Origin of the sequence: Klebsiella africana, assembly GCF_020526085.1 — a bacterium.
Taxonomy (GTDB): domain Bacteria; phylum Pseudomonadota; class Gammaproteobacteria; order Enterobacterales; family Enterobacteriaceae; genus Klebsiella; species Klebsiella africana.
In genome coordinates, this window is sequence record NZ_CP084874.1 from 1,417,297 (window position 1) to 1,439,159 (window position 21,863).

Annotated in this window: 18 protein-coding genes, 6 tRNA genes and 1 other RNA gene; 11 read left to right on the forward strand and 14 right to left on the reverse strand. The window is 55.2% G+C overall.

Translation table 11 applies throughout. The annotated features are described in order from the left end of the window. Nucleotides 1–67: 67 nt before the first annotated feature. Nucleotides 68–2,083 (forward strand): NAD-dependent DNA ligase LigA, encoded by a 2,016-nt coding sequence (ligA, locus tag LGL98_RS06890; RefSeq protein WP_136029918.1) that lies wholly within the window; start codon nt 68–70, stop codon nt 2,081–2,083. 1 nt (nt 2,084) lies between these two features. Beyond that, a complete protein-coding gene (locus tag LGL98_RS06895) occupies nt 2,085–2,303 on the forward strand; it encodes a DUF3820 family protein (RefSeq protein ID WP_002913440.1) in 219 nt (72 codons plus the stop codon). Here the strand turns inward: LGL98_RS06895 and LGL98_RS06900 are convergent. Next, entirely contained in the window at nt 2,300–3,298 is a 999-nt protein-coding gene (locus LGL98_RS06900; RefSeq protein WP_114692754.1) for a bile acid:sodium symporter family protein, read from the reverse strand. The genes LGL98_RS06895 and LGL98_RS06900 overlap by 4 nt on opposite strands. 88 nt (nt 3,299–3,386) lie before the next feature. On the opposite strand from LGL98_RS06900, the gene LGL98_RS06905 reads away from it, so the two are divergent. Further along, on the forward strand, nt 3,387–4,313 hold the full coding sequence (locus tag LGL98_RS06905; protein WP_136029916.1) for a LysR family transcriptional regulator: 927 nt from the start codon (nt 3,387–3,389) through the stop codon (nt 4,311–4,313). A gap of 86 nt (nt 4,314–4,399) precedes the next feature. Here LGL98_RS06905 and LGL98_RS06910 read toward each other — a convergent pair. From LGL98_RS06910 to LGL98_RS06930, 5 genes are all read right to left on the reverse strand, one after another. Beyond that, nucleotides 4,400–4,537, reverse strand: a non-coding RNA gene (locus LGL98_RS06910) — RtT sRNA. A 95-nt stretch (nt 4,538–4,632) separates the two neighbouring features. Continuing rightward, nucleotides 4,633–4,708, reverse strand: a tRNA-Lys gene (locus LGL98_RS06915). Nucleotides 4,709–4,712: 4 nt separating this feature from the next. Next, nucleotides 4,713–4,788: transfer RNA gene (locus LGL98_RS06920), tRNA-Val, on the reverse strand. Nucleotides 4,789–4,834: 46 nt separating this feature from the next. Continuing rightward, nucleotides 4,835–4,910, reverse strand: a tRNA-Val gene (locus tag LGL98_RS06925). A 45-nt stretch (nt 4,911–4,955) separates the two neighbouring features. Beyond that, a tRNA-Val gene (locus LGL98_RS06930) sits at nt 4,956–5,031 on the reverse strand. Between the two features lie 259 nt (nt 5,032–5,290). Here LGL98_RS06930 and gltX point away from each other — a divergent pair. Continuing rightward, nucleotides 5,291–6,709, forward strand: a complete 1,419-nt coding sequence (gene gltX, locus LGL98_RS06935; RefSeq protein ID WP_114692756.1) for a glutamate--tRNA ligase — start codon at nt 5,291–5,293, stop codon at nt 6,707–6,709. Nucleotides 6,710–6,761: 52 nt separating this feature from the next. On the opposite strand, the gene LGL98_RS06940 is transcribed toward gltX, so the two are convergent. Together LGL98_RS06940 and LGL98_RS06945 are read right to left on the reverse strand one after the other, a co-directional pair. Next, nucleotides 6,762–7,154, reverse strand: a complete 393-nt coding sequence (locus tag LGL98_RS06940) for a YfeC-like transcriptional regulator (RefSeq protein ID WP_136034514.1) — start codon at nt 7,152–7,154, stop codon at nt 6,762–6,764. A 3-nt stretch (nt 7,155–7,157) separates the two neighbouring features. Then, nucleotides 7,158–7,511 (reverse strand): YfeC-like transcriptional regulator, encoded by a 354-nt coding sequence (locus LGL98_RS06945; protein WP_025711428.1) that lies wholly within the window; start codon nt 7,509–7,511, stop codon nt 7,158–7,160. Nucleotides 7,512–7,730: 219 nt separating this feature from the next. On the opposite strand from LGL98_RS06945, the gene LGL98_RS06950 reads away from it, so the two are divergent. The 3 genes from LGL98_RS06950 to LGL98_RS06960 all read left to right on the forward strand — a co-directional run bounded on the left by LGL98_RS06950 (nt 7,731) and on the right by LGL98_RS06960 (nt 10,304). Beyond that, nucleotides 7,731–7,806, forward strand: a tRNA-Ala gene (locus LGL98_RS06950). 41 nt (nt 7,807–7,847) lie between these two features. Further along, a tRNA-Ala gene (locus LGL98_RS06955) sits at nt 7,848–7,923 on the forward strand. A gap of 209 nt (nt 7,924–8,132) precedes the next feature. Beyond that, the gene (locus tag LGL98_RS06960; protein ID WP_136034516.1) at nt 8,133–10,304 is read left to right on the forward strand and encodes an EAL domain-containing protein; all 2,172 of its coding nucleotides are present in this window, start codon (nt 8,133–8,135) and stop codon (nt 10,302–10,304) included. A 48-nt stretch (nt 10,305–10,352) separates the two neighbouring features. Here LGL98_RS06960 and nupC read toward each other — a convergent pair whose 3' ends face one another. Then, nucleotides 10,353–11,555, reverse strand: coding sequence for a nucleoside permease NupC (nupC, locus tag LGL98_RS06965; protein ID WP_114692758.1), 1,203 nt, complete (start codon nt 11,553–11,555; stop codon nt 10,353–10,355). 346 nt (nt 11,556–11,901) lie between these two features. On the opposite strand from nupC, the gene LGL98_RS06970 reads away from it, so the two are divergent. Beyond that, the gene (locus LGL98_RS06970) at nt 11,902–13,143 is read left to right on the forward strand and encodes an Nramp family divalent metal transporter (protein ID WP_042929110.1); all 1,242 of its coding nucleotides are present in this window, start codon (nt 11,902–11,904) and stop codon (nt 13,141–13,143) included. Nucleotides 13,144–13,211: 68 nt separating this feature from the next. Here the strand turns inward: LGL98_RS06970 and LGL98_RS06975 are convergent, their stop codons facing one another. Beyond that, complete coding sequence (locus LGL98_RS06975) at nt 13,212–13,571, reverse strand: DUF2502 domain-containing protein (protein ID WP_023340588.1); 360 nt, start codon at nt 13,569–13,571, stop codon at nt 13,212–13,214. A gap of 130 nt (nt 13,572–13,701) precedes the next feature. Then, nucleotides 13,702–14,694, reverse strand: coding sequence for an L-glyceraldehyde 3-phosphate reductase (gene mgrA / locus LGL98_RS06980; protein WP_136034518.1), 993 nt, complete (start codon nt 14,692–14,694; stop codon nt 13,702–13,704). A gap of 180 nt (nt 14,695–14,874) precedes the next feature. Between mgrA and LGL98_RS06985 the strand changes: the two genes are divergently transcribed. Next, nucleotides 14,875–16,536, forward strand: coding sequence for an alpha-keto acid decarboxylase family protein (locus LGL98_RS06985; RefSeq protein WP_136034519.1), 1,662 nt, complete (start codon nt 14,875–14,877; stop codon nt 16,534–16,536). Here LGL98_RS06985 and LGL98_RS06990 read toward each other — a convergent pair. After that, a complete protein-coding gene (locus LGL98_RS06990; RefSeq protein ID WP_136034521.1) occupies nt 16,533–17,768 on the reverse strand; it encodes an ion channel protein in 1,236 nt (411 codons plus the stop codon). The genes LGL98_RS06985 and LGL98_RS06990 overlap by 4 nt on opposite strands. A gap of 263 nt (nt 17,769–18,031) precedes the next feature. Here LGL98_RS06990 and glk point away from each other — a divergent pair, with 263 nt between their 5' ends. Then, nucleotides 18,032–18,997: a glucokinase gene (glk, locus tag LGL98_RS06995; RefSeq protein ID WP_012540954.1), complete on the forward strand. Its 966-nt coding sequence runs from the start codon at nt 18,032–18,034 to the stop codon at nt 18,995–18,997. A 52-nt stretch (nt 18,998–19,049) separates the two neighbouring features. On the opposite strand, the gene LGL98_RS07000 is transcribed toward glk, so the two are convergent. Then, nucleotides 19,050–19,787, reverse strand: a complete 738-nt coding sequence (locus tag LGL98_RS07000) for a LytR/AlgR family response regulator transcription factor (protein WP_136034613.1) — start codon at nt 19,785–19,787, stop codon at nt 19,050–19,052. Nucleotides 19,788–19,798: 11 nt separating this feature from the next. Beyond that, the gene (locus tag LGL98_RS07005) at nt 19,799–21,496 is read right to left on the reverse strand and encodes a sensor histidine kinase (protein WP_114692761.1); all 1,698 of its coding nucleotides are present in this window, start codon (nt 21,494–21,496) and stop codon (nt 19,799–19,801) included. On the opposite strand from LGL98_RS07005, the gene LGL98_RS07010 reads away from it, so the two are divergent. Beyond that, complete coding sequence (locus LGL98_RS07010; RefSeq protein WP_168435416.1) at nt 21,495–21,623, forward strand: hypothetical protein; 129 nt, start codon at nt 21,495–21,497, stop codon at nt 21,621–21,623. The two genes, LGL98_RS07005 and LGL98_RS07010, sit on opposite strands and share 2 nt — an antisense overlap. The last annotated feature ends 240 nt before the right edge of the window (nt 21,624–21,863 follow it).

Consider the following 21,863-nt stretch of genomic DNA (forward strand, 5'->3'; position numbering starts at 1 on the left):
TCCCGCGTTATCTCAACTCCTTCTCAACCCCCGCCTGTCGGGGGTTTTTTATCATTGATGGTGTGATATGGAACCGATCGAACAACAACTGACTGAACTGCGAACCACGCTTCGCCATCATGAATATCTGTACCACGTTATGGACGCGCCGGAAGTGCCCGATGCGGAGTATGACCGGCTGATGCGCGAGCTGCGCGAGCTGGAGAGTCAACATCCGGAGCTGATTACCCCGGACTCGCCGACGCAGCGGGTGGGGGCGGCGCCACTGACCGCCTTCAGCCAGATCCGCCATGAAGTGCCGATGCTGTCGCTGGATAACGTATTTGATGAAGAGAGCTTTCTTGCCTTCAATAAGCGGGTGCAGGATCGCCTGAAAAGCACTGACGGTCTCACCTACTGCTGCGAGCTTAAGCTCGACGGCCTCGCAGTGAGTATTCTCTATGAAAACGGTGTGTTGATGCAGGCCGCGACCCGCGGCGACGGCACCACCGGCGAAGATATTACCTCTAACGTGCGAACTATTCGCGCCATCCCGCTCAAGCTGCATGGCGAAAATATTCCTGCCCGTCTTGAGGTGCGTGGCGAGGTCTTCCTCCCGCAGGCCGGGTTTGAAAAAATCAATGAAGAAGCACGCCGTACCGGTGGAAAAGTCTTTGCTAACCCGCGCAATGCGGCAGCTGGCTCGTTGCGCCAGCTTGATCCGCGCATCACAGCGAAGCGACCGCTTACTTTCTTCTGCTATGGCGTGGGCGTGCTGGAGGGCGGCGAGCTGCCTGCCAGCCACTCGGCCCGTTTGCAGCAGTTTAAAGCCTGGGGGCTGCCGGTGAGCGAGCGCGTCACCCTGTGCCATACCCCCGAGGAAGTGCTTACTTACTATCGTAAAGTTGAGGAAGATCGTCCTCATCTGGGCTTTGACATTGATGGCGTGGTGATCAAAGTCGATTCGCTGGCGCTGCAGGAACAGCTGGGTTTCGTCGCCCGCGCGCCGCGCTGGGCGGTGGCCTTTAAGTTCCCGGCACAGGAACAGATGACTTTCGTCCGGGATGTGGAGTTCCAGGTGGGGCGCACCGGGGCGATTACGCCAGTGGCGCGTCTGGAGCCGGTCCATGTTGCCGGCGTGCTGGTGAGCAATGCCACCCTGCATAATGCCGATGAAATTGAACGCTTAGGCTTGAAAATCGGCGACAAGGTGGTGATTCGCCGGGCAGGCGATGTGATCCCGCAGGTGGTTAATGTGGTGCTTTCCGAGCGTCCTGCGGATGCCCGGGATGTTGTCTTCCCGACCCACTGCCCGGTATGTCAGTCTGACGTTGAACGAGTGGAAGGCGAGGCGGTAGCCCGCTGTACGGGCGGCCTTATCTGCGGTGCGCAGCGCAAAGAGTCGCTCAAGCATTTCGTCTCCCGTCGCGCACTGGACGTTGACGGCATGGGCGACAAAATCATCGACCAGCTGGTAGAGAAAGAGTATGTCCATACCCCGGCGGATCTGTTCCGCCTGACGGCAGGAAAACTGACCGGGCTGGATCGAATGGGACCGAAGTCTGCACAAAACGTGGTGAACGCTCTGGAGAAAGCCAAACAGACAACTTTTGCTCGCTTCCTTTACGCGCTGGGTATTCGCGAGGTAGGCGAAGCGACAGCGGCGGGTCTGGCGGCGCATTTTGGCACCCTTGAAGCCCTGGAGCAGGCGTCCATTGAGGATCTGCAAAAGGTCCCTGATGTGGGTATCGTGGTCGCCACCCATACCTTCAACTTCTTTGCCGAAGAGAGCAATCGCGATGTCATCGCGCAGCTGCTGGCCGAAGGCGTCCACTGGCCGGCGCCCGTGGTGGTGAAGGCGGAAGAGATTGATAGCCCGTTTGCGGGTAAAACCGTGGTTCTGACCGGCAGTTTGAGTCAGCTGTCGCGGGATGACGCCAAAGCGCGTCTCGTGGCGTTGGGGGCGAAGGTGGCAGGCAGCGTGTCGAAGAAAACTGACCTGGTGATTGCCGGCGAAGCGGCAGGTTCTAAGCTGGCCAAAGCACAGGAGCTGGGTATTGAGGTGATTGACGAAGCCGAAATGATGCGTCTGCTGGGAGAATAACGTGGATAAAGCGCAGCTGGTCGAGATAGCCAATACCGAGATGCCGTTCGGTAAATACAAGGGGCGCCGTTTAATCGACGTCCCCGAAGAGTATTTATTGTGGTTTGCGCGTAAGGATCAATTCCCTGCCGGGCATCTTGGCGAGCTGATGGCGTTGACCCTGCTGATTAAAACCGAGGGGCTGAGCGATCTGGTTCAACCCCTGAAGAAAGCGCGTTAAGCTTTGGCGGCGTTGGCTTTTTCCTGCGCGGCACGCGCATCGGTTTGCTGCTTATAGCGCCGCGCCAGCACCGCGCAGACCATCAGCTGAATTTGGTGGAAGATCATCAATGGCAACACCATGATGCCGAGGATGGAGGTTGGGAAGAGAATATTGGCCATCGGGATGCCGTTGGCCAGACTCTTTTTCGAACCGCAGAAGACGATGGTAATCTCATCGGCTTTGTTAAAGCCGCAGCGGCGGGCGACAAACATGTTGACCGCGATGACAATGGCCAACAGCACCAGGCTGACCACCACGATAAACAGCAGCGATCCCAGACCGACTTTATGCCAGATGCCATTCACCACCGCCTCGCTAAAGGCGGAGTAAACCACCAGCAGAATTGAAGTCTGGTCGGTTTTACCAATCCACTTCTTATGCTTCGCCACCCAGTCGCCAATCCACGGCCGCGATAAGTGACCGAGCACGAAAGGCAGCAGCAGCTGCAGCATGATCTTCCCGACCTGCTCGAGGCTACCGCCTGCGCCGTGAAGGTTCATCAGGACCCCCACCAGCAGCGGGGAAACAAAGATGCCCAACAGGCTGGAGGCCGAGGCTGAGCAGACCGCCGCCGCGACGTTGCCTCCGGCCAGCGAGGTGAAGGCGATGGCGGATTGCACGGTGGCTGGCAGAATGCACAAATAAATAAAGCCGCTGTAGAGCATCGGATCGACATTTACCGGCGCCCACCAGGCAAACAGAACCCCGAGTAGCGGGAAGAGGATGAACGTGCTGCACATTACCCACAGATGCAAACGCCAGTGGCTGCCGCCGGCGATAATCGCTTCCCGGGAGAGTTTAGCGCCGTGCATAAAGAACAGCAGCGCGATGGCGGCGGTGGTGAGATGCTCAAAGAAGGGGACGAATGCACCACGGGCCGGGAAGAATGAGGCCAGCAGGACAACGACGATCAGCGTTGCCGTAAAGGGATCGAGAATGCGGAAAAGTTTCATAAACGCTCCTGAAAAGAGATGCGCTATTGTGCTTTTTTTCATTTGAGAAATAAAATTGATTTATTGCATCTATTCATGAATAAAAAAGATGAATTACTCTCTGCGTCAGTTAAAAGTATTCGTCACCGTCGCCCGGGCTAAAAGCTTCAGCCGGGCAGGGGAGATAATTGGCTTGAGCCAGTCGGCTGTCAGCCACAGTGTTAAGGAACTGGAGCATCAGACCGGCGTCCGTCTGCTCGATCGTACCACCCGCGAAGTGGTGCTTACCGAAGCGGGCCAACAGCTGGCGGGCCGGCTGGAGCGTTTGCTGGATGAACTGGCGGTGACGCTGCGCGACGCCGGACGGGTAGGCCAGCAGTTGAGCGGGACCGTTAAGGTCGCCGCCAGCCAGACAATTTCTGCCCACCTAATCCCGCAGTGTATAGCTCACAGTAATCGTCGTTATCCCGATATAGATTTTGTGCTGCACGACCGGCCCCAGCAGTGGGTGCTGGAGAGTATTCGTCAGGGAGAAGTGGATTTCGGCATTGTCATCGACCCCGGCCCGGCGACAGACCTGCAGTGTGAAGGCGTACTGGCGGAGCCCTTTTTACTGTTGTGTCGTGAGGATCATCCTTTTGCCGGCCTGACGGAAGTGTCATGGCAGGCGCTGCAGGATGAAAGATTGATCCTGCAGGATTATGCCTCCGGTAGTCGCCCTTTGATTGATGCGGCCCTCAGCAGGCTGGCTATCCGGACGAATATTGTGCAGGAGATTGGCCATCCGGCGACCCTCTTTCCGATGGTGGAATCGGGGATTGGCATCAGCGTATTGCCGGCGCTGGCGCTGCCGTTACCGCAGGGAAGCCATCTGACGGTGAAGCGACTGACCCCTGTGGTCGAGCGGCAGCTGATGCTGGCATGCCGGAAAAATCGTTCGCTGTCGACCGCCGCCCAGGCGTTATGGGAAATTGTACGTGAGGAAGGAGCGAACTTAACCGCTGCCAGAATTGAAGATCCGCTGTATCAGCGTTGATAGTGGTTTATCGCCACAGGGAAGCTCTTGGCCAGGGCTATGTTCAGCACATAGCAAAAAGGCGCCTTTAGGGCGCCTTTTTACATTGGTGGGTCGTGCAGGATGACTCGGCTTCGCCTCGCCCTTCGGGCCGTCGCCGCAAGCGGCTTCGTTGTCTCACTGCGTTCGACCCGAACCTGCTGCAGAGAAACTCGTCTCATCCTGAGACTCGCCCTGCGGGCCAACGCTGCCGCGTTGTTCAAAATTGTTCCCGACAATTTTGTCGAATCGTTGAGTTCAGCACATAGCAAAAAGGCGCCTTTAGGGCGCCTTTTTACATTGGTGGGTCGTGCAGGATTCGAACCTGCGACCAATTGATTAAAAGTCAACTGCTCTACCAACTGAGCTAACGACCCGAAGTGGTGGGTGATGACGGGATCGAACCGCCGACCCCCTCCTTGTAAGGGAGGTGCTCTCCCAGCTGAGCTAATCACCCACTTCGGTACTTCATATTTTGACAGAAAATCCAGCTGGCGAGAAAGTGGTGGGTGATGACGGGATCGAACCGCCGACCCCCTCCTTGTAAGGGAGGTGCTCTCCCAGCTGAGCTAATCACCCACTTCTCAATTTTCTGTTCTACACGGCGGAGACTACGTTAAGTAGTGGTGGGTGATGACGGGATCGAACCGCCGACCCCCTCCTTGTAAGGGAGGTGCTCTCCCAGCTGAGCTAATCACCCCCGCTGTGTGGAGTCGCATTATAGGGAGAGTTGAAAATGAGTCAACGCCTTTTCTAAAGATTTCGTTCGTTCGTCGTAAAATTAAACAAAGCGATCGCAAAACCGGCCGCATAGCATGATTTATAAACAAAAATGGCAAACCGTGACGTTCTGGCGGGAACAACATTGAGGAATCAGCCCACGGTGTTAGAATATTGACCCATAATTTCCACCGGACATTGCCGGCTATCGGCATCTTTATTAAACGTAAGGCCAATTCATGAAAATCAAAACTCGCTTCGCGCCAAGCCCAACCGGCTATCTGCACGTTGGCGGTGCGCGTACTGCTCTCTATTCCTGGCTTTTTGCTCGTAACCACGGCGGTGAGTTTGTGCTGCGTATTGAAGACACCGATCTCGAACGCTCCACCCCGGAAGCAATTGAAGCCATCATGGATGGCATGAACTGGCTGAATCTGCAATGGGATGAAGGCCCCTATTACCAGACCAAACGTTTCGACCGTTATAACAACGTGATCGATGAGATGCTGGAAGCCGGCACTGCTTATAAATGCTACTGCTCGAAAGAGCGTCTGGAAGCGCTGCGCGAAGAGCAGATGGCGAAGGGTGAGAAGCCGCGTTACGATGGCCGCTGCCGCCATAGCCACGAGCACCATACTGACGATGAGCCGTGCGTGGTACGTTTCGCCAACCCGCAGGAAGGTTCGGTTATCTTTGACGATCAGATCCGCGGACCTATCGAGTTCAGTAACCAGGAACTGGACGATCTGATCATTCGCCGTACCGATGGTTCCCCGACCTATAACTTCTGCGTGGTAGTAGATGACTGGGATATGGCGATCACTCACGTGATCCGCGGCGAAGATCATATCAACAACACGCCGCGCCAGATCAACATCCTCAAAGCGCTGAATGCACCGGTGCCGGTATACGCGCACGTGTCGATGATCAATGGCGATGATGGTAAAAAACTGTCCAAACGCCACGGGGCGGTCAGCGTGATGCAGTATCGCGACGACGGCTACCTGCCGGAAGCGCTGCTCAACTATCTGGTACGTCTGGGCTGGTCCCATGGCGATCAGGAGATCTTCACCCGCGAAGAGATGATCGAATTCTTCTCGCTGGGGGCGGTCAGCAAATCCGCGAGTGCGTTTAACACCGACAAGCTGCTGTGGCTGAACCATCACTACATCAATACGCTGCCAGCGGAATATGTAGCGACGCATCTGCAGTGGCACATCGAGCAGGAGAATATCGATACCCGTAATGGCCCACAGCTGGCCGAGCTGGTGAAACTGCTGGGCGAGCGTTGCAAAACGCTGAAAGAGATTGCTCAGAGCTGCCGCTACTTCTATGAAGAGTTCGCTGAGTTCGACGCTGATGCAGCGAAGAAACATCTGCGTCCGGTGGCGCGTCAGCCGCTGGAAGTCGTCCGCGATAAGCTGGCGGCGATCGGCGACTGGACGGCGGAAAACGTCCACCACGCGATTCAGGCGACCGCTGATGAGCTGGAAGTGGGTATGGGTAAAGTCGGTATGCCGCTGCGTGTGGCTGTGACCGGTGCCGGGCAGTCTCCTGCGCTTGACGTTACTGTCCACGCAATCGGCAAGTCCCGTAGCGTAGAGCGTATCAATAAAGCGCTGGCTTTTATCGCTGAACGCGAAAGCCAGGCGTCCTGAAGAGGACGTAGATGATATAACGGCAGGATACTCCTGCCGTTTTTTTTGTCCGTTACGCCTGACTGGCGATGCCGAGACGGGCAAGAAAACCGCTAATCCCTTCCCGAGCCAGCAGATCGCGTAGTCGCAATTGCTCCTCCGCGGTCATCAGATGAAGGGTTTCTGAAATCTGCCGCCAGACCACGTCGGCTTCATTGACCAGGTAAGCGCCCGGCGATTCCGCAAGATGATTGTCGGTAAGCAGATGGCGTCTGGCTGGGATGTTAGTGAGAAATTCCAGTACTGGCTGATCGATGACCACCAGTCGCGCTCGTCCTCCTTTGACGCCGGGTATCGCCTCCGTACGCCATTTTTTCTCCCGAACCCAGCGGTTGATGGTTTGTCTGGCCAATCCTAAACTGTCGGCAAGTTCTGCGGGCGTCATTTTATCTTTCAGTTTCATCATCGTTTACCGATCGCGGATTCCTAACCGAAGCAGTAACCCGGTGATCCCTTCGCGCAGCAGCAGCGACATAAGCTGTTTCTGCTCGCTGGGGGTCAATTCTTTACAGAGGGTCAACAGCAGCGATTCCAGATCGCTGTCGTGGGTGGAATAGGCGCCGGGCGTCTCTGCCACGCGCTGAGCACTGCGGATGAACTCTCTGACCTGCTCATTGACATGGACCAGTCGCGCTTTGCCCCCCTGGACGCCAGGCCGTGGAGAGGTCTGCCAGCCTTCTTTCCGCACCCACTTATTGATAGTTTGCCGACTGTAGCCGGTGAGATGGGCGATTTCTTCAGGTGTCATTCGTTCCTTGAGCATACTATTTCCTGAGTAAATGTATGGGAATTAGCTGTCCATGTTATAGCATCCTTTTACTTGAAAAGGTGACCTGTTTAACTTCTGGCTGCGATAAGGCTCGCATTGTCAGCAAGTTGCCTGCTTTTTCAGCGATTGAATCGGGTGGGATAATTTTGCCGTTGACACCTGAGCGAGGAATTCATATTATGCCGCCCGTCAACACGACACGCTTTACGTTACGGGGCTATAGCTCAGCTGGGAGAGCGCTTGCATGGCATGCAAGAGGTCAGCGGTTCGATCCCGCTTAGCTCCACCAAATTCTGCACCCAGCGGATTTGGTTCGTAAAGAGGTCCTGTGGGGCTATAGCTCAGCTGGGAGAGCGCTTGCATGGCATGCAAGAGGTCAGCGGTTCGATCCCGCTTAGCTCCACCAAAATTCAGAACCCTCGCTTAGGCGGGGGTTTTTGTTTTTATATGCTTTCATGTAAAGCACTTTCTGGTTAAGTCAGTTAATCTCCAGCAATTAAAATCGAAAGTAATTTCAGACTTTTTCCTGATAAATCACCTTGCCTGCCCTAAATAAGCAACATAACATTTCCCCCATTAAACGTAATGAGGTTGCCGGAGTTTTAATTAACAATAATGCTGGATAAAATTAACATTAATATCAAAAAAACTCTGTTGGCCTTTGTCGTCTGTTTAGTCGCTATTCCACTGGCTCGTTTTATTTCACCGCAGACGGTTATTGATGGCAATCTTATTTATATTGCCTGGCTGCCAATCAGTGTGATGTTTTCTGTTATTTTTATCTTTGGCCGCTATGCGATTGCACCATTAATTCTCGCGTTTGCCATCACCAATAGCTTTCTTATTGAATTAACGCTATCGCAGGCGCTTATCCTACTCTTTTGTCAGTTGTTTGCTGTATTTGTCTCCTGCGCTATTTTACGCCTGATGGTGGGCAAGCGCTGGCGCTGTGGTCCTACAGCGAAGCACATGGGGGCACGAATTTTCTGGGGGGGCTTCTTCGCGCCGGTGCTGCTGAAAATCACCATGTACCTCGCCGGGCAATATTTTGCGTTTCCATTATCTATTACCAGTTATTTTGGCAGTATGCCGTTGATTTATACCGTAATAGATATCCAAAGTTTAATCAGTGCGGCATTAATTTTTACGACGTTTCTTTATTATCCAATGCGGATGATTATCAGTCCGCGCTACGCCCGGCGTTTCTGGCGGCAAGAATGTTTACCGTGGCTGGCTCCGCAATATCGCTCCTTTACCCTATATTGGTTTATCGCGCTGGCGCTGATATTAACGCTATTATGTGCGCCGTATCAGTCTGAATTTATTGCCGGTTATTTAGTTCCGGTTATTTTCATTGTCTACTTTATCGGTATCAGTCGAATAGGTCATGCGTTGCTGCGTATTTCATGGTCTGTCTCGGCCTTTTTGCTGGTGGTATATAACAAAAACTTTCTTCAGGGAGTGCAAAGTGAGTATTCACTGTCGTTTGTGCTGTCGGTACTGATCTCCTTTACTATCTGTTTGTTTTATATGGCCGACATTTATGCCCGCAGCGACCGCAATAAACGCCGCTGGCGCAGCCAGGCGGAAGAGGATCCGCTGACCGGTTTGCCTAACCTGCGCGCGCTGGAGAGCCATTTACAGCGTGGTTCTCAGCAGGCTATCTGCAGCTTGCGTATCGATAATCTCGATTTTCTTAGTCGACATTATGGCCTGATGATGGGAGTAGACTGTAAACGGCAAATCATCCGGGCACTGCAGCCGCTGCTGGGGGCAACGGATAAAGTTTTCCAGGTGCCCGGCAGTGAATTAATCCTCGTGCTCGATGGGCCCGATCCCGCGGCGCGGCTAAATCATATGGTCGCCATTCTCAACCACAAAAAATTCAGCTGGCACAATCAGCCCCTGGATCTGGAGTTTGGCGCGGCGTGGAGCCGCGACGATGGCCAGGGCGAGGCGTTACATCCGATGCTGGGCCAGCTAAGCTGGCTGTCCGAACAGGCGGGGAGTGAACGTCGGGTACTGGCGCTGGATGATGAGCAGGAGCTGGTGGTGGATCAAACGACCGAGCAGGTCCGCCTTCTGATGCGAGTTAAACAGGTCCTTAAAGAGCGGGCGCTGGTGCTCTATGCACAACCGATTCAGAATGCGGAAGGAGAGGGGTATTACGAGATCCTCACACGTATGCGCTGTGGCGACAATGTCATTATGCCCGATCAGTTTATCCCGCTGATTGTGCAGTTTAACCTTAGCCAGCGTTTTGACATGCTGGTACTGGAAACCTTGTTTAGTTCGCTTCATCGGCATCCTGGGCAACAATTCTCGGTCAATCTGTTGCCTTCAACTCTGATGCAAAAAGACAGCGCCGCGCAGATTATCGCACTGTTTAAACGCTATGGTGTCTCACCGGGCCTTATCACGATTGAAGTGACCGAAGAGCAGGCCTTCTCCAATGCCGATACCAGCCAGCAAAATCTTGAAGCGCTGCGCGCGTTTGGTTGCGCTATCGCCATTGATGATTTTGGCACCGGGTATGCGAACTATGAACGGCTGAAAAACCTACAGGCCGATATCATTAAAATTGACGGCTGCTTCGTGCGTGACATTCTGACGGACCCTCTGGACGCCATCATGGTGAAATCGATTGTTGAGATGGCGCGAGTGAAACAGATGAGCGTGGTGGCGGAATATGTTGAAAGCGAACCGCAAAAAGCGCGTTTGCTGGAACTGGGCGTGAATTATTTGCAGGGTTATCTGATCGGTAGACCACAGCCGCTGGGCGAATAACGGGCAAAAAAAAGCCGGGCATTGCCCGGCTCAGATGACGGGCGCTTGTTACAGAACCAGTGCCGCAATCGAGGCGGACAGCACGCTAACCAGCGTGGAGCCGTAGACCAGCTTCAGACCGAAGCGAGAAACCACATTACCCTGTTCTTCGTTCAGACCTTTGATTGCCCCGGCGATAATGCCGATAGACGAGAAGTTGGCGAAGGAGACCAGGAAGATGGAGATAATGCCTTCCGCGCGTTGAGAGAGCGTTGAGGCGATTTTCTGCAGATCCATCATGGCGACGAATTCATTGGAGACCAGCTTCGTGGCCATAATACTGCCCACCTGCAGCGCTTCGCTTGCCGGCACGCCCATCACCCAGGCGACCGGGTAGAAGATATAGCCGAGGATCCCCTGGAAGGAGATGCTGTAACCGAACCAGCCGGTCACGGTGGCGAATAACGCGTTCAGCGCGGAGATCAGTGCGATAAAGCCGATCAGCATCGCCGCCACGATAATCGCAACTTTGAAGCCCGCCAGAATATATTCGCCCAGCATCTCGAAGAAGCTTTGACCTTCGTGCAGATTCGACATCTGCAGATTTTCTTCACTTTGATCCACGCGGTATGGGTTAATCAATGACAGCACAATAAAGGTGCTGAACATGTTTAGCACCAGCGCCGCGACGACATATTTCGGCTGCAGCATGGTCATGTACGCGCCTACGATGGACATCGACACAGTAGACATTGCCGTCGCCGCCATGGTGTACATGCGGTTGCGCGACATTTTGCCGAGAATATCTTTATACGCGATAAAGTTTTCCGACTGACCGAGGATCAGCGAGCTCACTGCGTTGAAGGACTCCAGCTTGCCCATACCGTTGACTTTTGACAGAACGGTACCGATAGCGCGGATGACAATCGGCAGGATACGAATATGCTGCAAAATACCAATCAACGCGGAAATGAAGACGATAGGGCACAGAACCTTAAGGAAGAAGAAGGCCAGACCTTTGTCGTTCATGCTGCCGAACACGAAGTTTGTCCCTTCGTTGGCAAAGCCGAGAAGTTTTTCAAACATCTCGGAGAAGCCTTTCACAAAACCCAGACCAATATCGGAGTTCAGGAAGAACCAGGCCAGCAGGACTTCAATGACAAGCAGTTGAACAACATAACGAATACGGATCTTTTTACGGTCATGACTGACCAACAGGGCCAGTATAGCCACCACAACGATCGCGAGGACAAAATGCAAGACGCGGTCCATAGTTGCTCCAAATATGAGGCAGGTTAAATTTCCGTGCACATTCTATGCAACGGCTTTAAAGAAAACGAGATCAATTGCACACTATTGCAAGGAACTGTGACCAATGGCAAAAATAGTGATCAAACATCCACTTTTGTTATGTTACGTAAAGGTTTTAAAAGTTGCATTCTTGTACTACTCTTAATAGCGGGCTCGATCTCGTTTTCTAATGCCCGTATTTCATTTCCGGCCAGCAATTGTTCCCTTCTATCACAGCAATCATTATCTCCATTCTAAACGAACTTGATAATCATTCGCATTTTGATAGCATGAAACATAGCAAAGGCTATATTTCCAGGGGCAGAAGATGACTAGCAGTCGCGTTGAGAATAGCAGTAGTCGCGCCGCGCGCAAGGTGAAGCTCGCCTTAATGGGGCCGGCCTTTGTCGCGGCCATTGGCTATATCGATCCGGGTAATTTCGCCACAAACATTCAGGCCGGCGCCAGCTTTGGCTATCAGCTACTGTGGGTCGTGGTATGGGCCAACCTGATGGCAATGCTGATCCAGGTGCTGTCTGCCAAACTGGGCATAGCCACCGGCAAAAACCTGGCCGAGCAGATCCGTGACCATTACCCGCGCCCGGTGGTGTGGTTCTATTGGGTACAGGCGGAAATCATTGCCATGGCCACCGATCTGGCTGAATTTATCGGCGCCGCGATTGGCTTTAAACTGGTGCTGGGCGTATCGCTCCTGCAGGGAGCGGTGCTGACCGGGGTGGCGACCTTCCTGATCCTGATGCTGCAGCGGCGTGGGCAAAAACCGCTGGAGAAGGTAATTGGCGGGCTGCTGCTGTTTGTTGCCGTGGCCTATGTCGTGGAGTTGATCTTTTCTCAGCCCGCGCTGGCTCCCCTGACTAAAGGGTTGGTGATCCCTACGTTGCCCAATGGCGAGGCGGTATTCCTGGCCGCCGGGGTGCTGGGTGCAACCATCATGCCGCACGTTATCTACTTACACTCCTCGCTTACCCAGCATCTGCACGGTGGGACGCGGAAAGAGCGCTATAACGCGACCCGCTGGGATGTGGCGATTGCCATGACTATTGCCGGATTCGTCAATCTGGCGATGATGGCGACTGCCGCGGCGGCATTCCATTTCAACGGCCATACCGGCGTGGCCGATCTCGATCAGGCCTACAGGACGCTGGAGCCGTTGTTGAGCCACGCGGCGGCGACTATCTTTGGTCTCAGCCTGGTCGCAGCTGGTTTATCATCGACGGTGGTGGGCACGCTGGCAGGCCAGGTCGTGATGCAGGGATTCATTCGTTTTCATATTCCATTGTGGTTTCGCCGGGCGGTTACCATGCTGCCTTCGTTTGTCGTGATCCTGCTGGGGCTGGATCCTACGCGTATCCTGGTGATGAGTCAGGTACTGCTCAGCTTTGGCATTGCGCTTGCCCTGGTGCCGCTGCTGATATTTACCAGCAATGCGAAACTGATGGGAGATTTAGTGAATTCCCGTTGGGTGAGAGGTATTGGCTGGGCCATTGTGGTTATCGTGGTGAGTCTTAACGGCTGGTTAATTGTGGGGTCGCTGCTCGGGGTGGCGTAATCCGTTACCCGTGCTGGTTAAAGTAGTTAAAGTAAAAGGGAGCCGATGGGCTCCCTTTACGTCTGTTGTTAGTGATGGCCATGTCCATGCCCGTGACCGCGCCCACCCGGGCCGCGTCCCCAGCCGCCGCGGTGGTCGTCGCGGTCGCTCCAGCCCGCACGATAGCCGCGCTCCCAGGCTTTATTTTTGCCCTTATCCCAGCCGCGGTGCCAGCCGTTGTCATGACGATGCCAACGGTTATCACGCCATTCATAGTGACGACGCCAGTAATCACGGTCGCGCCAGCCGCCACCGTCCCAGTAGTTACCGTAATTGTCACGATCGCCTATTTGTAATTTTACCGATGGCAGCAGGGTGATTTCACCAGCGTTAGCGACTAGTGGCGCTGCGGCCAGCAGTACTGCTGCCAGAATCAGTGACCTGAACATACTCTTCTCCTTCACGATCGGGGCCGTAAGCGGCCTGTTAACCTGATATTACGGGCCGGTAAAGACCCGTCGCATCGGACGAACTCCGAAAGCACAGAAAAGAGCACTTTTTGCTAAAGTAACATTTGCTTTACAGTTCAAGGATGGCATCGATGGCCGCGCATTCCTCGGCGCTGAAATGACGATTCTGTAGCATGCCGACCGCATCATCCAGCTGTGCGGTTTTACTGGCGCCGATAAGCACAGAGGTGACTTTCTCCTCGCGCAGCACCCAGGCCAGAGCCATTTGCGACAGCTTCTGCCCGCGCGCTTCCGCCAGGGCATTCAGCTGACGGATTTTATCTACTTTGGCGGCGGTGAGTTGCTCCGGCTGCAGAAAGCGGCTGCTGCTGGCGGCGCGCGAGTCGGCCGGAATACCGTTCAGATAGCGATCGGTAAGTTGTCCGCCGGCCAGCGGTGAAAACGCTATACTTCCCACCCCTTCCGTCTGCAGAAAATCCAACAGACCCTCTTCCACTCCACGTTCAAACATCGAGTAGCGAGGCTGGTGAATGATGCAGGGCGTACCGAGGTCGTTAAGGATCTTCACCGCCTCCCGCGCCTGGGGCAGAGGATAGTTGGAAATGCCGACGTACAGCGCTTTACCCTGACGGACCAGATGATCGAGCGCGCGCATCGTTTCCGTCAGCGGTGTCTCCGGGTCCGGGCGGTGATGATAAAAAATATCGACATACTCCAGCCCCATGCGCCGCAGGCTCTGGTTAAGACTGGCTACCAGATATTTACGCGATCCCCAGTCGCCGTAAGGGCCGTCCCACATGGTGTAGCCCGCTTTGGTGGAGATGATTAACTCATCGCGATAGGGCAGGAGCGACTCTTTCAGGATACGGCCAAAATTGCTTTCCGCCGAACCCGGCGGCGGCCCATAGTTATTGGCCAAATCGAAATGGGTAATGCCGAGATCAAAGGCGTGCAGGAGCATCTGACGGCTGATCTCCACGCGCGTTTCATCACCAAAGTTGTGCCACAGACCAAGGGAAATTGCCGGCAGCTGCAGGCCGCTGCGTCCGCAGCGACGATACTCCATCGTTTGATATCGCGTGGTGCTTGCCTGGTAAACCATTCTTCCTCCGCAGATAAAACAGGGTGTGTATACGTTTACACTAATCAATGTTCTGCGTGGAGTACACTGCTTTTTCAGCGTAATTATTGCTTTACACCGCCATTATCGCCCCCCTTCTGGACAGGCGGATCGCTTATTCAATACTCAAATTACATCTGCGCCAAAATGAGGATAATGGATATGCAACCGACCTACACTATTGGGGATTATCTGCTGGATCGCCTCGTCGATTGCGGTATTGACCGCTTGTTCGGCGTGCCGGGAGATTACAACTTACAGTTTCTCGACCGCGTCATTGCGCATAATGCGTTGGGATGGGTCGGCTGCGCCAACGAGCTGAATGCGGCATATGCCGCTGATGGTTATGCACGCATTAAAGGAGCCGGTGCGCTGCTAACCACCTACGGCGTCGGCGAACTGAGTGCGCTGAACGGCATTGCGGGTAGCTATGCGGAGCATATTCCGGTATTGCATATCGTCGGCGCGCCCTCTACCGGCGCCCAGCAGCGCGGCGAACTGCTGCACCATACCCTTGGCGATGGCGATTTCCGCCATTTCGCCCGCATGAGCGAGCAGATCACCTGTAGTCAGGCGCTGCTGACCGCCGGCAACGCCTGCCACGAAATCGACCGTGTTCTGCGGGATATGCTGACGCATCACCGGCCCGGCTATCTGATGCTGCCGGCCGATGTCGCCAGAGCGGCAGCGATTGCGCCAGCTCAGCGCTTGCTGCTGGAGGCCACTCCGGCGGATGAAAACCAGCTTTCCGGGTTCTGCGAACATGCCAGCCGCCTGCTGCGGGGCAGCCGACGCATTTCCCTACTGGCGGACTTCCTGGCACAACGCTATGGCCTGCAGAACTCGCTCCGGGAGTGGGTGGCGAAAACCCCTATCGCTCACGCAACGATGCTCATGGGCAAAGGGTTGTTCGATGAGCAGCAGTGCGGGTTTGTCGGGACCTACAGCGGGATTGCCAGCGCCCCACAGACCCGGGAGGCGATCGAAAACGCCGACACCATCATCTGCATTGGCACGCGCTTCACCGACACCATCACCGCGGGATTTACCCAGCATCTGGCGCGGGAGAAGACCATAGAGATCCAGCCCTTTGCCGTCAGGGTGGGTGACCACTGGTTTAGCGGGGTGCCGATGGAACAGGCTCTGGCTGCGCTGATGACGCTTTCCGCCCCGTTGGCGGCGGAGTGGGCGGCGCCTCAGGTCGTGGCACCGGAAGTCGAAGAGGAGGCCGAAGGCGAGTTAACCCAGAAGAATTTTTGGTCGACAGTGCAGGATGCGCTACGCCCCGGCGATATTATCCTCGCCGATCAGGGGACGGCGGCATTTGGCATCGCGGCGCTGAAGTTGCCGTCAGAGGCATCGCTCATCGTCCAGCCGCTATGGGGTTCGATTGGTTTTACCCTCCCGGCCGCGTATGGTGCGCAAACCGCGGCAGCAGAGCGGCGGGTGGTGCTGATCGTCGGCGATGGTGCCGCCCAGCTGACGATCCAGGAGATGGGCTCTATGCTTCGCGATAAGCAAAAGCCGCTTATTTTGCTGCTCAATAACGAAGGGTATACCGTGGAGCGAGCTATTCATGGTCCTGAGCAGCGCTACAATGACATTGCCCTGTGGGACTGGCAGCGGCTGCCGGAAGCCTTTGCCCCGGACGTTGTTTCGCGCTGTTGGCGGGTCACGCACACGGCTGAGTTACGGGAAGCGATGGCGGAAAGCATCACCTCCGAAACCCTTACTCTGGTCGAGGTGATGCTGCCGAAAATGGATATCCCTGATTTCCTGCGTGCGGTGACGCAGGCGCTGGAGGAGCGAAACAGCCGCGTTTAGTCGGTATGTCGTTTGGCAATCATCAATGGCCTCCCGGCCAGCAACAGCCAGGCCGGGAGCATCACAATGCACAGCAGTGGCAGCAGAGTCGTATCCGGGACCACCACGGCGGCCATAAACAGGCTCAGCCAGCCGTCGCGGGTGACGACCAGCACCATACCGAGGATCGCACAGGAGACGGTGATCGCCGCCGGTACGGCGTCAACGTGGGCATGCAGCATCAGCCCCAGCGCTACCCCGACGAAGACCGCCGGGAAAATCCGTCCGCCGCGAAAGCCACAGGCCGAGGCGAGAACCAGTGCCGCGAGCTTCACCAGCGCGATGAGCAGAAAATCGCCAGCGGTCAGCGTCTGGCTGAAGGCCAGCTGTTGCATTTCATCCAGTCCCTTAAACAGGGTGACGTGTCCGCCAATAGTTCCCAGGAGCCCCAACAGCAATCCGCCAATGCCCAGAGTCAGGATCGGGTTTTTCAGCCGATGCATCAGGGTATGCAAACGCGGCAGGCACCACACGGCAACCATACCGACGGCGATCGCAATCAGGGCAACGATGATGCCGCTGATGATATCGACGAAGCGCATCTGGCCATAGTGCGGGATGGGCAGAGAGAACTGGGGATGGAAAAACAAGCGGGTGGTCAGCGCGCCAGCGGCAGCAGCGAGCAGCGGGGCAAAAAGACGATCCCACAGCGGGGTATCATTATTGCTGTTGAGGGTTTGCGAAAAGATCAGCGCGGCAGCCACCGGGGTGCCGAAGAGGGCGCCGATAGTGCCTGAGGCCGCGAGGATGGTCCAGTCCAGTGAGCTGACGCGCGGGAACAGCCGCGAGCCGATAGCGACGGCCAGCGCAATATTCACCACCATAATCGGATGCTCCGGACCGAGGCTGACGCCGCCGGCGAGACCGAGGATCAGCGCGGCCAGCAGCCCCGGCAGCGCGCTGGTAGCTATGGGGGCGCCAATGAGCGATTCCGTTGCCGGATCTGGCCCGGCGTGACCGGTGCTGTAGCGAACCACAAGGCCTACGGCGATCCCTGTCGCGGTGAGCATGGCGATGATCCACAGCGGGCTGTCGGCGCCCACCCCAAACTGCGCCGGCAGTTGACTCCACAGCACCTGCTGCAGTAGCGCGGCAACTTTCATCGCGACAATCAGGACCAGACTGGAGGCGATACCAATCAGGATGGCCGGCACCGACAGGATCAGCATTGTTCTGGCGCGAGGATGGAGCATGGAAAGGTCCTTGTCAAAGTTCTGGAGCACTACTTTGCCTTCGTCGGCCGGGACCGTCGATGCAAATGGTGCTGAAACGATAAAGTTAAGGTGGCGTCTGATATCCGGTGCGTCCTTTACAGGCTACTTTGCATAGATTACAAACTAAATGTGACCTGTGTCGCTAAACAAGGGGCGTCTGCGCGTTGGACGTTGTTGTTAAGCCGCCATGAATTTACAGTGTGCCAAAAGAATTATTTTGACTTTAGCGGAGCCGTAACGGAATGACAAAATTTGCTTTAGTAGGAGATGTCGGGGGGACAAATGCCCGCCTGGCGCTATGTGATCTGGCGAGCGGAGAGATCTCTCGTGCAAAGACCTATTCCGGGCTCGATTATCCCAGTCTGGAGGCGGTGGTGCGCGTCTATCTGGAGGAGCACCAGGTGACCGTCAACGAAGGCTGTATCGCCATTGCCTGCCCGATCACCGGCGACTGGGTGGCGATGACCAACCATACCTGGGCCTTCTCCATCGCTGAAATGAAGCGCAACCTTGGCTTTGCCCATCTGGAGATAATTAACGATTTTACCGCCGTTTCCATGGCCATCCCGATGCTCAAAGCTGAGCACCTCATTCAGTTTGGCGGCAGCGCTCCGGTAGCGGGCAAACCGATCGCCGTTTATGGCGCCGGAACCGGGCTTGGCGTGGCGCATCTGGTGCACGTTGACAAGCGCTGGGTCAGCCTGCCGGGTGAAGGCGGTCATGTCGATTTTGCGCCGAACAGCGAAGAAGAGGGGATTATTCTGGAAGAGTTGCGCGCCGAGCTGGGGCATGTTTCCGCAGAACGCGTGCTCTCTGGTCCCGGACTGGTCAATTTGTACCGCGCGATTGTGAAGTCTGATGGCCGCCTGCCAGAGAACCTGCAGCCGCGCGAGGTCACCGAGCGAGCGCTGGCGGACAGCTGCACCGACTGTCGCCGGGCGTTGTCGCTATTCTGCGTCATTATGGGACGTTTCGGCGGTAACCTGGCGCTGACCTTGGGGACCTTTGGCGGGGTGTATATTGCCGGGGGCATTGTGCCGCGCTTCCTGGAGTTCTTTAAAGCCTCTGGCTTCCGCGGCGGCTTTGAAGATAAAGGCCGTTTCAAAGCCTATGTTCAGGATATTCCGGTTTACCTGATCGTGCATGAAAACCCAGGCCTGCTGGGCTCCGGCGCGCATCTGCGTCAGACGCTGGGCCAGGTGCTGTAAGCGTATCCCTCCCGGGCTACCGTCGTAGCCCGGATGGCGGGACTTCCCGCCTCTACAGATTCATCAGCTGGCGAAACTCTTTCACTTTACTGCGGCTCACCGGCACCTGAAACTCCAGGTCGCGCAGGCGCAGCACATAGGTATTGTTAAACCACGGTTCAATTTCGCGGATCTTGCTGATATTCACGCAGTACGAGCGGTGACAGCGAAAGAAATGTGCGGTGGGCAGTTTGCTGCAGAATTCGGTGATGTTCATCGGCATGACGAATGACTCCCGGCGGGTATAGACGAATGTCATCTTTTCATGCGCCTCGGCATAATAAATATCATGAATGCTGGTGACGATGATCCGCTCATCTTTAATCAGATTGATGGTGTCGTTTTCTCGTGGCGCCGCGCCGGTCGCTCCCGCAGCGACGTTATTTTGCTGCTGCCAGGCGGTGGTCAGCTTTTGCAGCATATTGATGATACGTGACTCCTGGTAGGGTTTCAGGATGTAGTCAAATGCCTCCAGCTCAAAGGCTTCCACCGCGTGTTCTTTCCACGCGGTGATAAAGACGATAAAAGGCTTATGGGCAAACTGGCTGATGTTTTGCGCCAGCAGAACACCGTCAAGCGATGGAATATTGATATCGAGAAAGATGGCGTCGACCTTGTTGTGCTGGAGAAATTTCAGCACGTCCAGGCCGTCGTCAAAGCTGCCGACGATCTCCATCTGGCTATGGGTGTTAATAAGCCAGGAGAGCTCCTGCTGGGCCAGAAACTCATCCTCCACAATGATAACTTTCATCTTTTCTTCGCTCATGACAACAGAGACTCCGTCAGCGCCTGCGGCGTAGAGTGATTGGGGACATAAAAGGCGATTTCCGTTCCCGGCGTGAGGGTCCGAATATGCAGCCCCTCGCCGTAGAGAAGCTTCACCCGATGATGAACATTGAGCAGGCCAATTTTATTTCCCGGCATTTCGTCGGCTTCCACGCGGGCGACCACGGCGGGATCGATGCCATTACCGGTATCGCGAACGCTAATGCGTACCCGATTACCGCACTCATTGACGCCGATCGTCACCACGCCTTTGCCTTTACAGGGCTGAATGCCGTGAACGATGGCGTTCTCCACCAGCGGCTGGATAAGCAGGCTCGGGATCACGCAGCTAACGTCGTCGTCAATATCGTAGATGACTGTCAGCTTGTCGCCGAATCGTGCCTGTTCAATGGCGATGTAATCTTTGATCTGATAAAGCTCTCTTTTGATATCAATCTGCTCATCGTCTTTTAATTCGATGTTATAGCGTAGGTAGCGCGACAGATTAAAAATAAGCTGGCGCGCGGTGTCCGGATTAAGCCGAATGGAGGAGGAGATGGCGTTCAGCGCATTGAATAAAAAATGCGGGTTAATTTTACTTTGCAGGGCGCGCAGTTCCGCTTTGTTAGCCATCTCCCGCAGCTGTTCGGCGCGGGAAACCTCCAGCTGGGTGGAGATAATTTGTGATAAGCCAATCGCCATCTCCTGCAGCGTCGAAGTGATGCGATGGGCGTGGCAGTAATAGATTTTTAGCGTGCCGGTCACCACCCCTTTTTCCCACAGCGGGATCACCATCATGGAGTGGATCTCCGGCGTGCGGTGGGCTTCATCATTGTTTTTTATGATGATTTTTCCATAGCGAATCGCCTGTCGGGTGGTCGGACTGATCTCGTCGTCGTGGCGTTGATAGTTGGCTTCACCGACGCCCACGTAGGCCAGTACGTGCTCTTTATTGGTGATAGCCACTGCGTCGGCGGTAATATCGCGGCGGATAATCTCGCAAACCTGGCGCAGCGAATCGCTATTAACGTGCCGAAACAGCGGCAGAGTTTTGTTGGCAATATCGAGCGCCAGTTTCGCCTGCCGCGCTGCGCTGGCCTCCTTTTCCCCTTCCACGCTTTGCACCAGCAGCACGATGAAACCGATACAGACGCTGCCGAGGATCATCGGGATACCGATTTTTGAAACAATATCCACGCCGAGGCTCAGGGAAGGTGCCCAGACCACCACCAGGATCATGGTCAGGGACTCACATACCATCCCGGCCAGAATGCCAATTTTCCAGCGTTGATCGCGGGCCACTTTGCGGTTAATCAACCCCGACAGCAGGCCGGCAACAATGCTGGTGATAAAGCAGGGCACCGCGGTCACGCCGTCGATATCGATCAGATAGCGGTGTACGCCGGCAATCGCCCCGACAATCGCGCCCACCCAGGGACCAAACAAGATCCCACCGGACATCACGGCGATAATGCGCACATTCACCAGGGATCCCTCAACCGGGACGCCGGACCAGGTACTAAATAGCGCGAACAGCGAGAAAATGGCGGTTACCGCCAGCAGCTCTTTCGGTGTATGGGCCGATTTATGCAACAGTTCGCGGAACAGGCGCAGGCGAATGAGGAAAAAGAGGCAAATAAGCATCAGGGCCGCACGGTCATAGACCGCCAGCATCATAGTAAAGATTTCGTGCATGGGTGCGCCGCGTCAGTGGCCAGAAAAGGACATGATAAAAAACCTGATGGCAGAAGACCAGCCGCAGAACAATAATGCGGAAAAGGCTCACTTTTTAAAGGGGATTAATGCGTGGGCACCGCGATAGCGGCAGTCTTGCCCTTTAACGAGAAATATCTGTGACAAGAAAGATATCAATGTGTTATCACACTTATGCAACTCTGAAATATTCCGACGACACACAGCCGCATTTACTGCGGCCGATACCCGTTTTTTCCGCCAGAAATTATTTTTTGCCAGGACGCTCGACAACATGAATTTTTTCAGGTTATTTTCTAAACGAGCCGCAACAGCGGCAGCGTCGCTCGGACGGTCCGGGCGCTAACGT

Bases quoted from the DNA above. Each gene is read 5' to 3' on its own strand.
- ligA (WP_136029918.1), top strand. From the start codon at position 68: ATGGAACCGATCGAACAACAACTGACTGAACTGCGAACCACGCTTCGC.
- LGL98_RS06900 (WP_114692754.1), bottom strand. From the start codon at position 3,298: ATGAAACTTTTCCGCATTCTCGATCCCTTTACGGCAACGCTGATCGTC.
- LGL98_RS06905 (WP_136029916.1), top strand. From the start codon at position 3,387: ATGAATTACTCTCTGCGTCAGTTAAAAGTATTCGTCACCGTCGCCCGG.
- gltX (WP_114692756.1), top strand. From the start codon at position 5,291: ATGAAAATCAAAACTCGCTTCGCGCCAAGCCCAACCGGCTATCTGCAC.
- LGL98_RS06940 (WP_136034514.1), bottom strand. From the start codon at position 7,154: ATGATGAAACTGAAAGATAAAATGACGCCCGCAGAACTTGCCGACAGT.
- LGL98_RS06945 (WP_025711428.1), bottom strand. From the start codon at position 7,511: ATGCTCAAGGAACGAATGACACCTGAAGAAATCGCCCATCTCACCGGC.
- LGL98_RS06960 (WP_136034516.1), top strand. From the start codon at position 8,133: ATGCTGGATAAAATTAACATTAATATCAAAAAAACTCTGTTGGCCTTT.
- nupC (WP_114692758.1), bottom strand. From the start codon at position 11,555: ATGGACCGCGTCTTGCATTTTGTCCTCGCGATCGTTGTGGTGGCTATA.
- LGL98_RS06970 (WP_042929110.1), top strand. From the start codon at position 11,902: ATGACTAGCAGTCGCGTTGAGAATAGCAGTAGTCGCGCCGCGCGCAAG.
- LGL98_RS06975 (WP_023340588.1), bottom strand. From the start codon at position 13,571: ATGTTCAGGTCACTGATTCTGGCAGCAGTACTGCTGGCCGCAGCGCCA.
- mgrA (WP_136034518.1), bottom strand. From the start codon at position 14,694: ATGGTTTACCAGGCAAGCACCACGCGATATCAAACGATGGAGTATCGT.
- LGL98_RS06985 (WP_136034519.1), top strand. From the start codon at position 14,875: ATGCAACCGACCTACACTATTGGGGATTATCTGCTGGATCGCCTCGTC.
- LGL98_RS06990 (WP_136034521.1), bottom strand. From the start codon at position 17,768: ATGCTCCATCCTCGCGCCAGAACAATGCTGATCCTGTCGGTGCCGGCC.
- glk (WP_012540954.1), top strand. From the start codon at position 18,032: ATGACAAAATTTGCTTTAGTAGGAGATGTCGGGGGGACAAATGCCCGC.
- LGL98_RS07000 (WP_136034613.1), bottom strand. From the start codon at position 19,787: ATGAAAGTTATCATTGTGGAGGATGAGTTTCTGGCCCAGCAGGAGCTC.
- LGL98_RS07010 (WP_168435416.1), top strand. From the start codon at position 21,495: ATGGGTGCGCCGCGTCAGTGGCCAGAAAAGGACATGATAAAAAACCTG.
- LGL98_RS07005 (WP_114692761.1), bottom strand. From the start codon at position 21,496: ATGCACGAAATCTTTACTATGATGCTGGCGGTCTATGACCGTGCGGCC.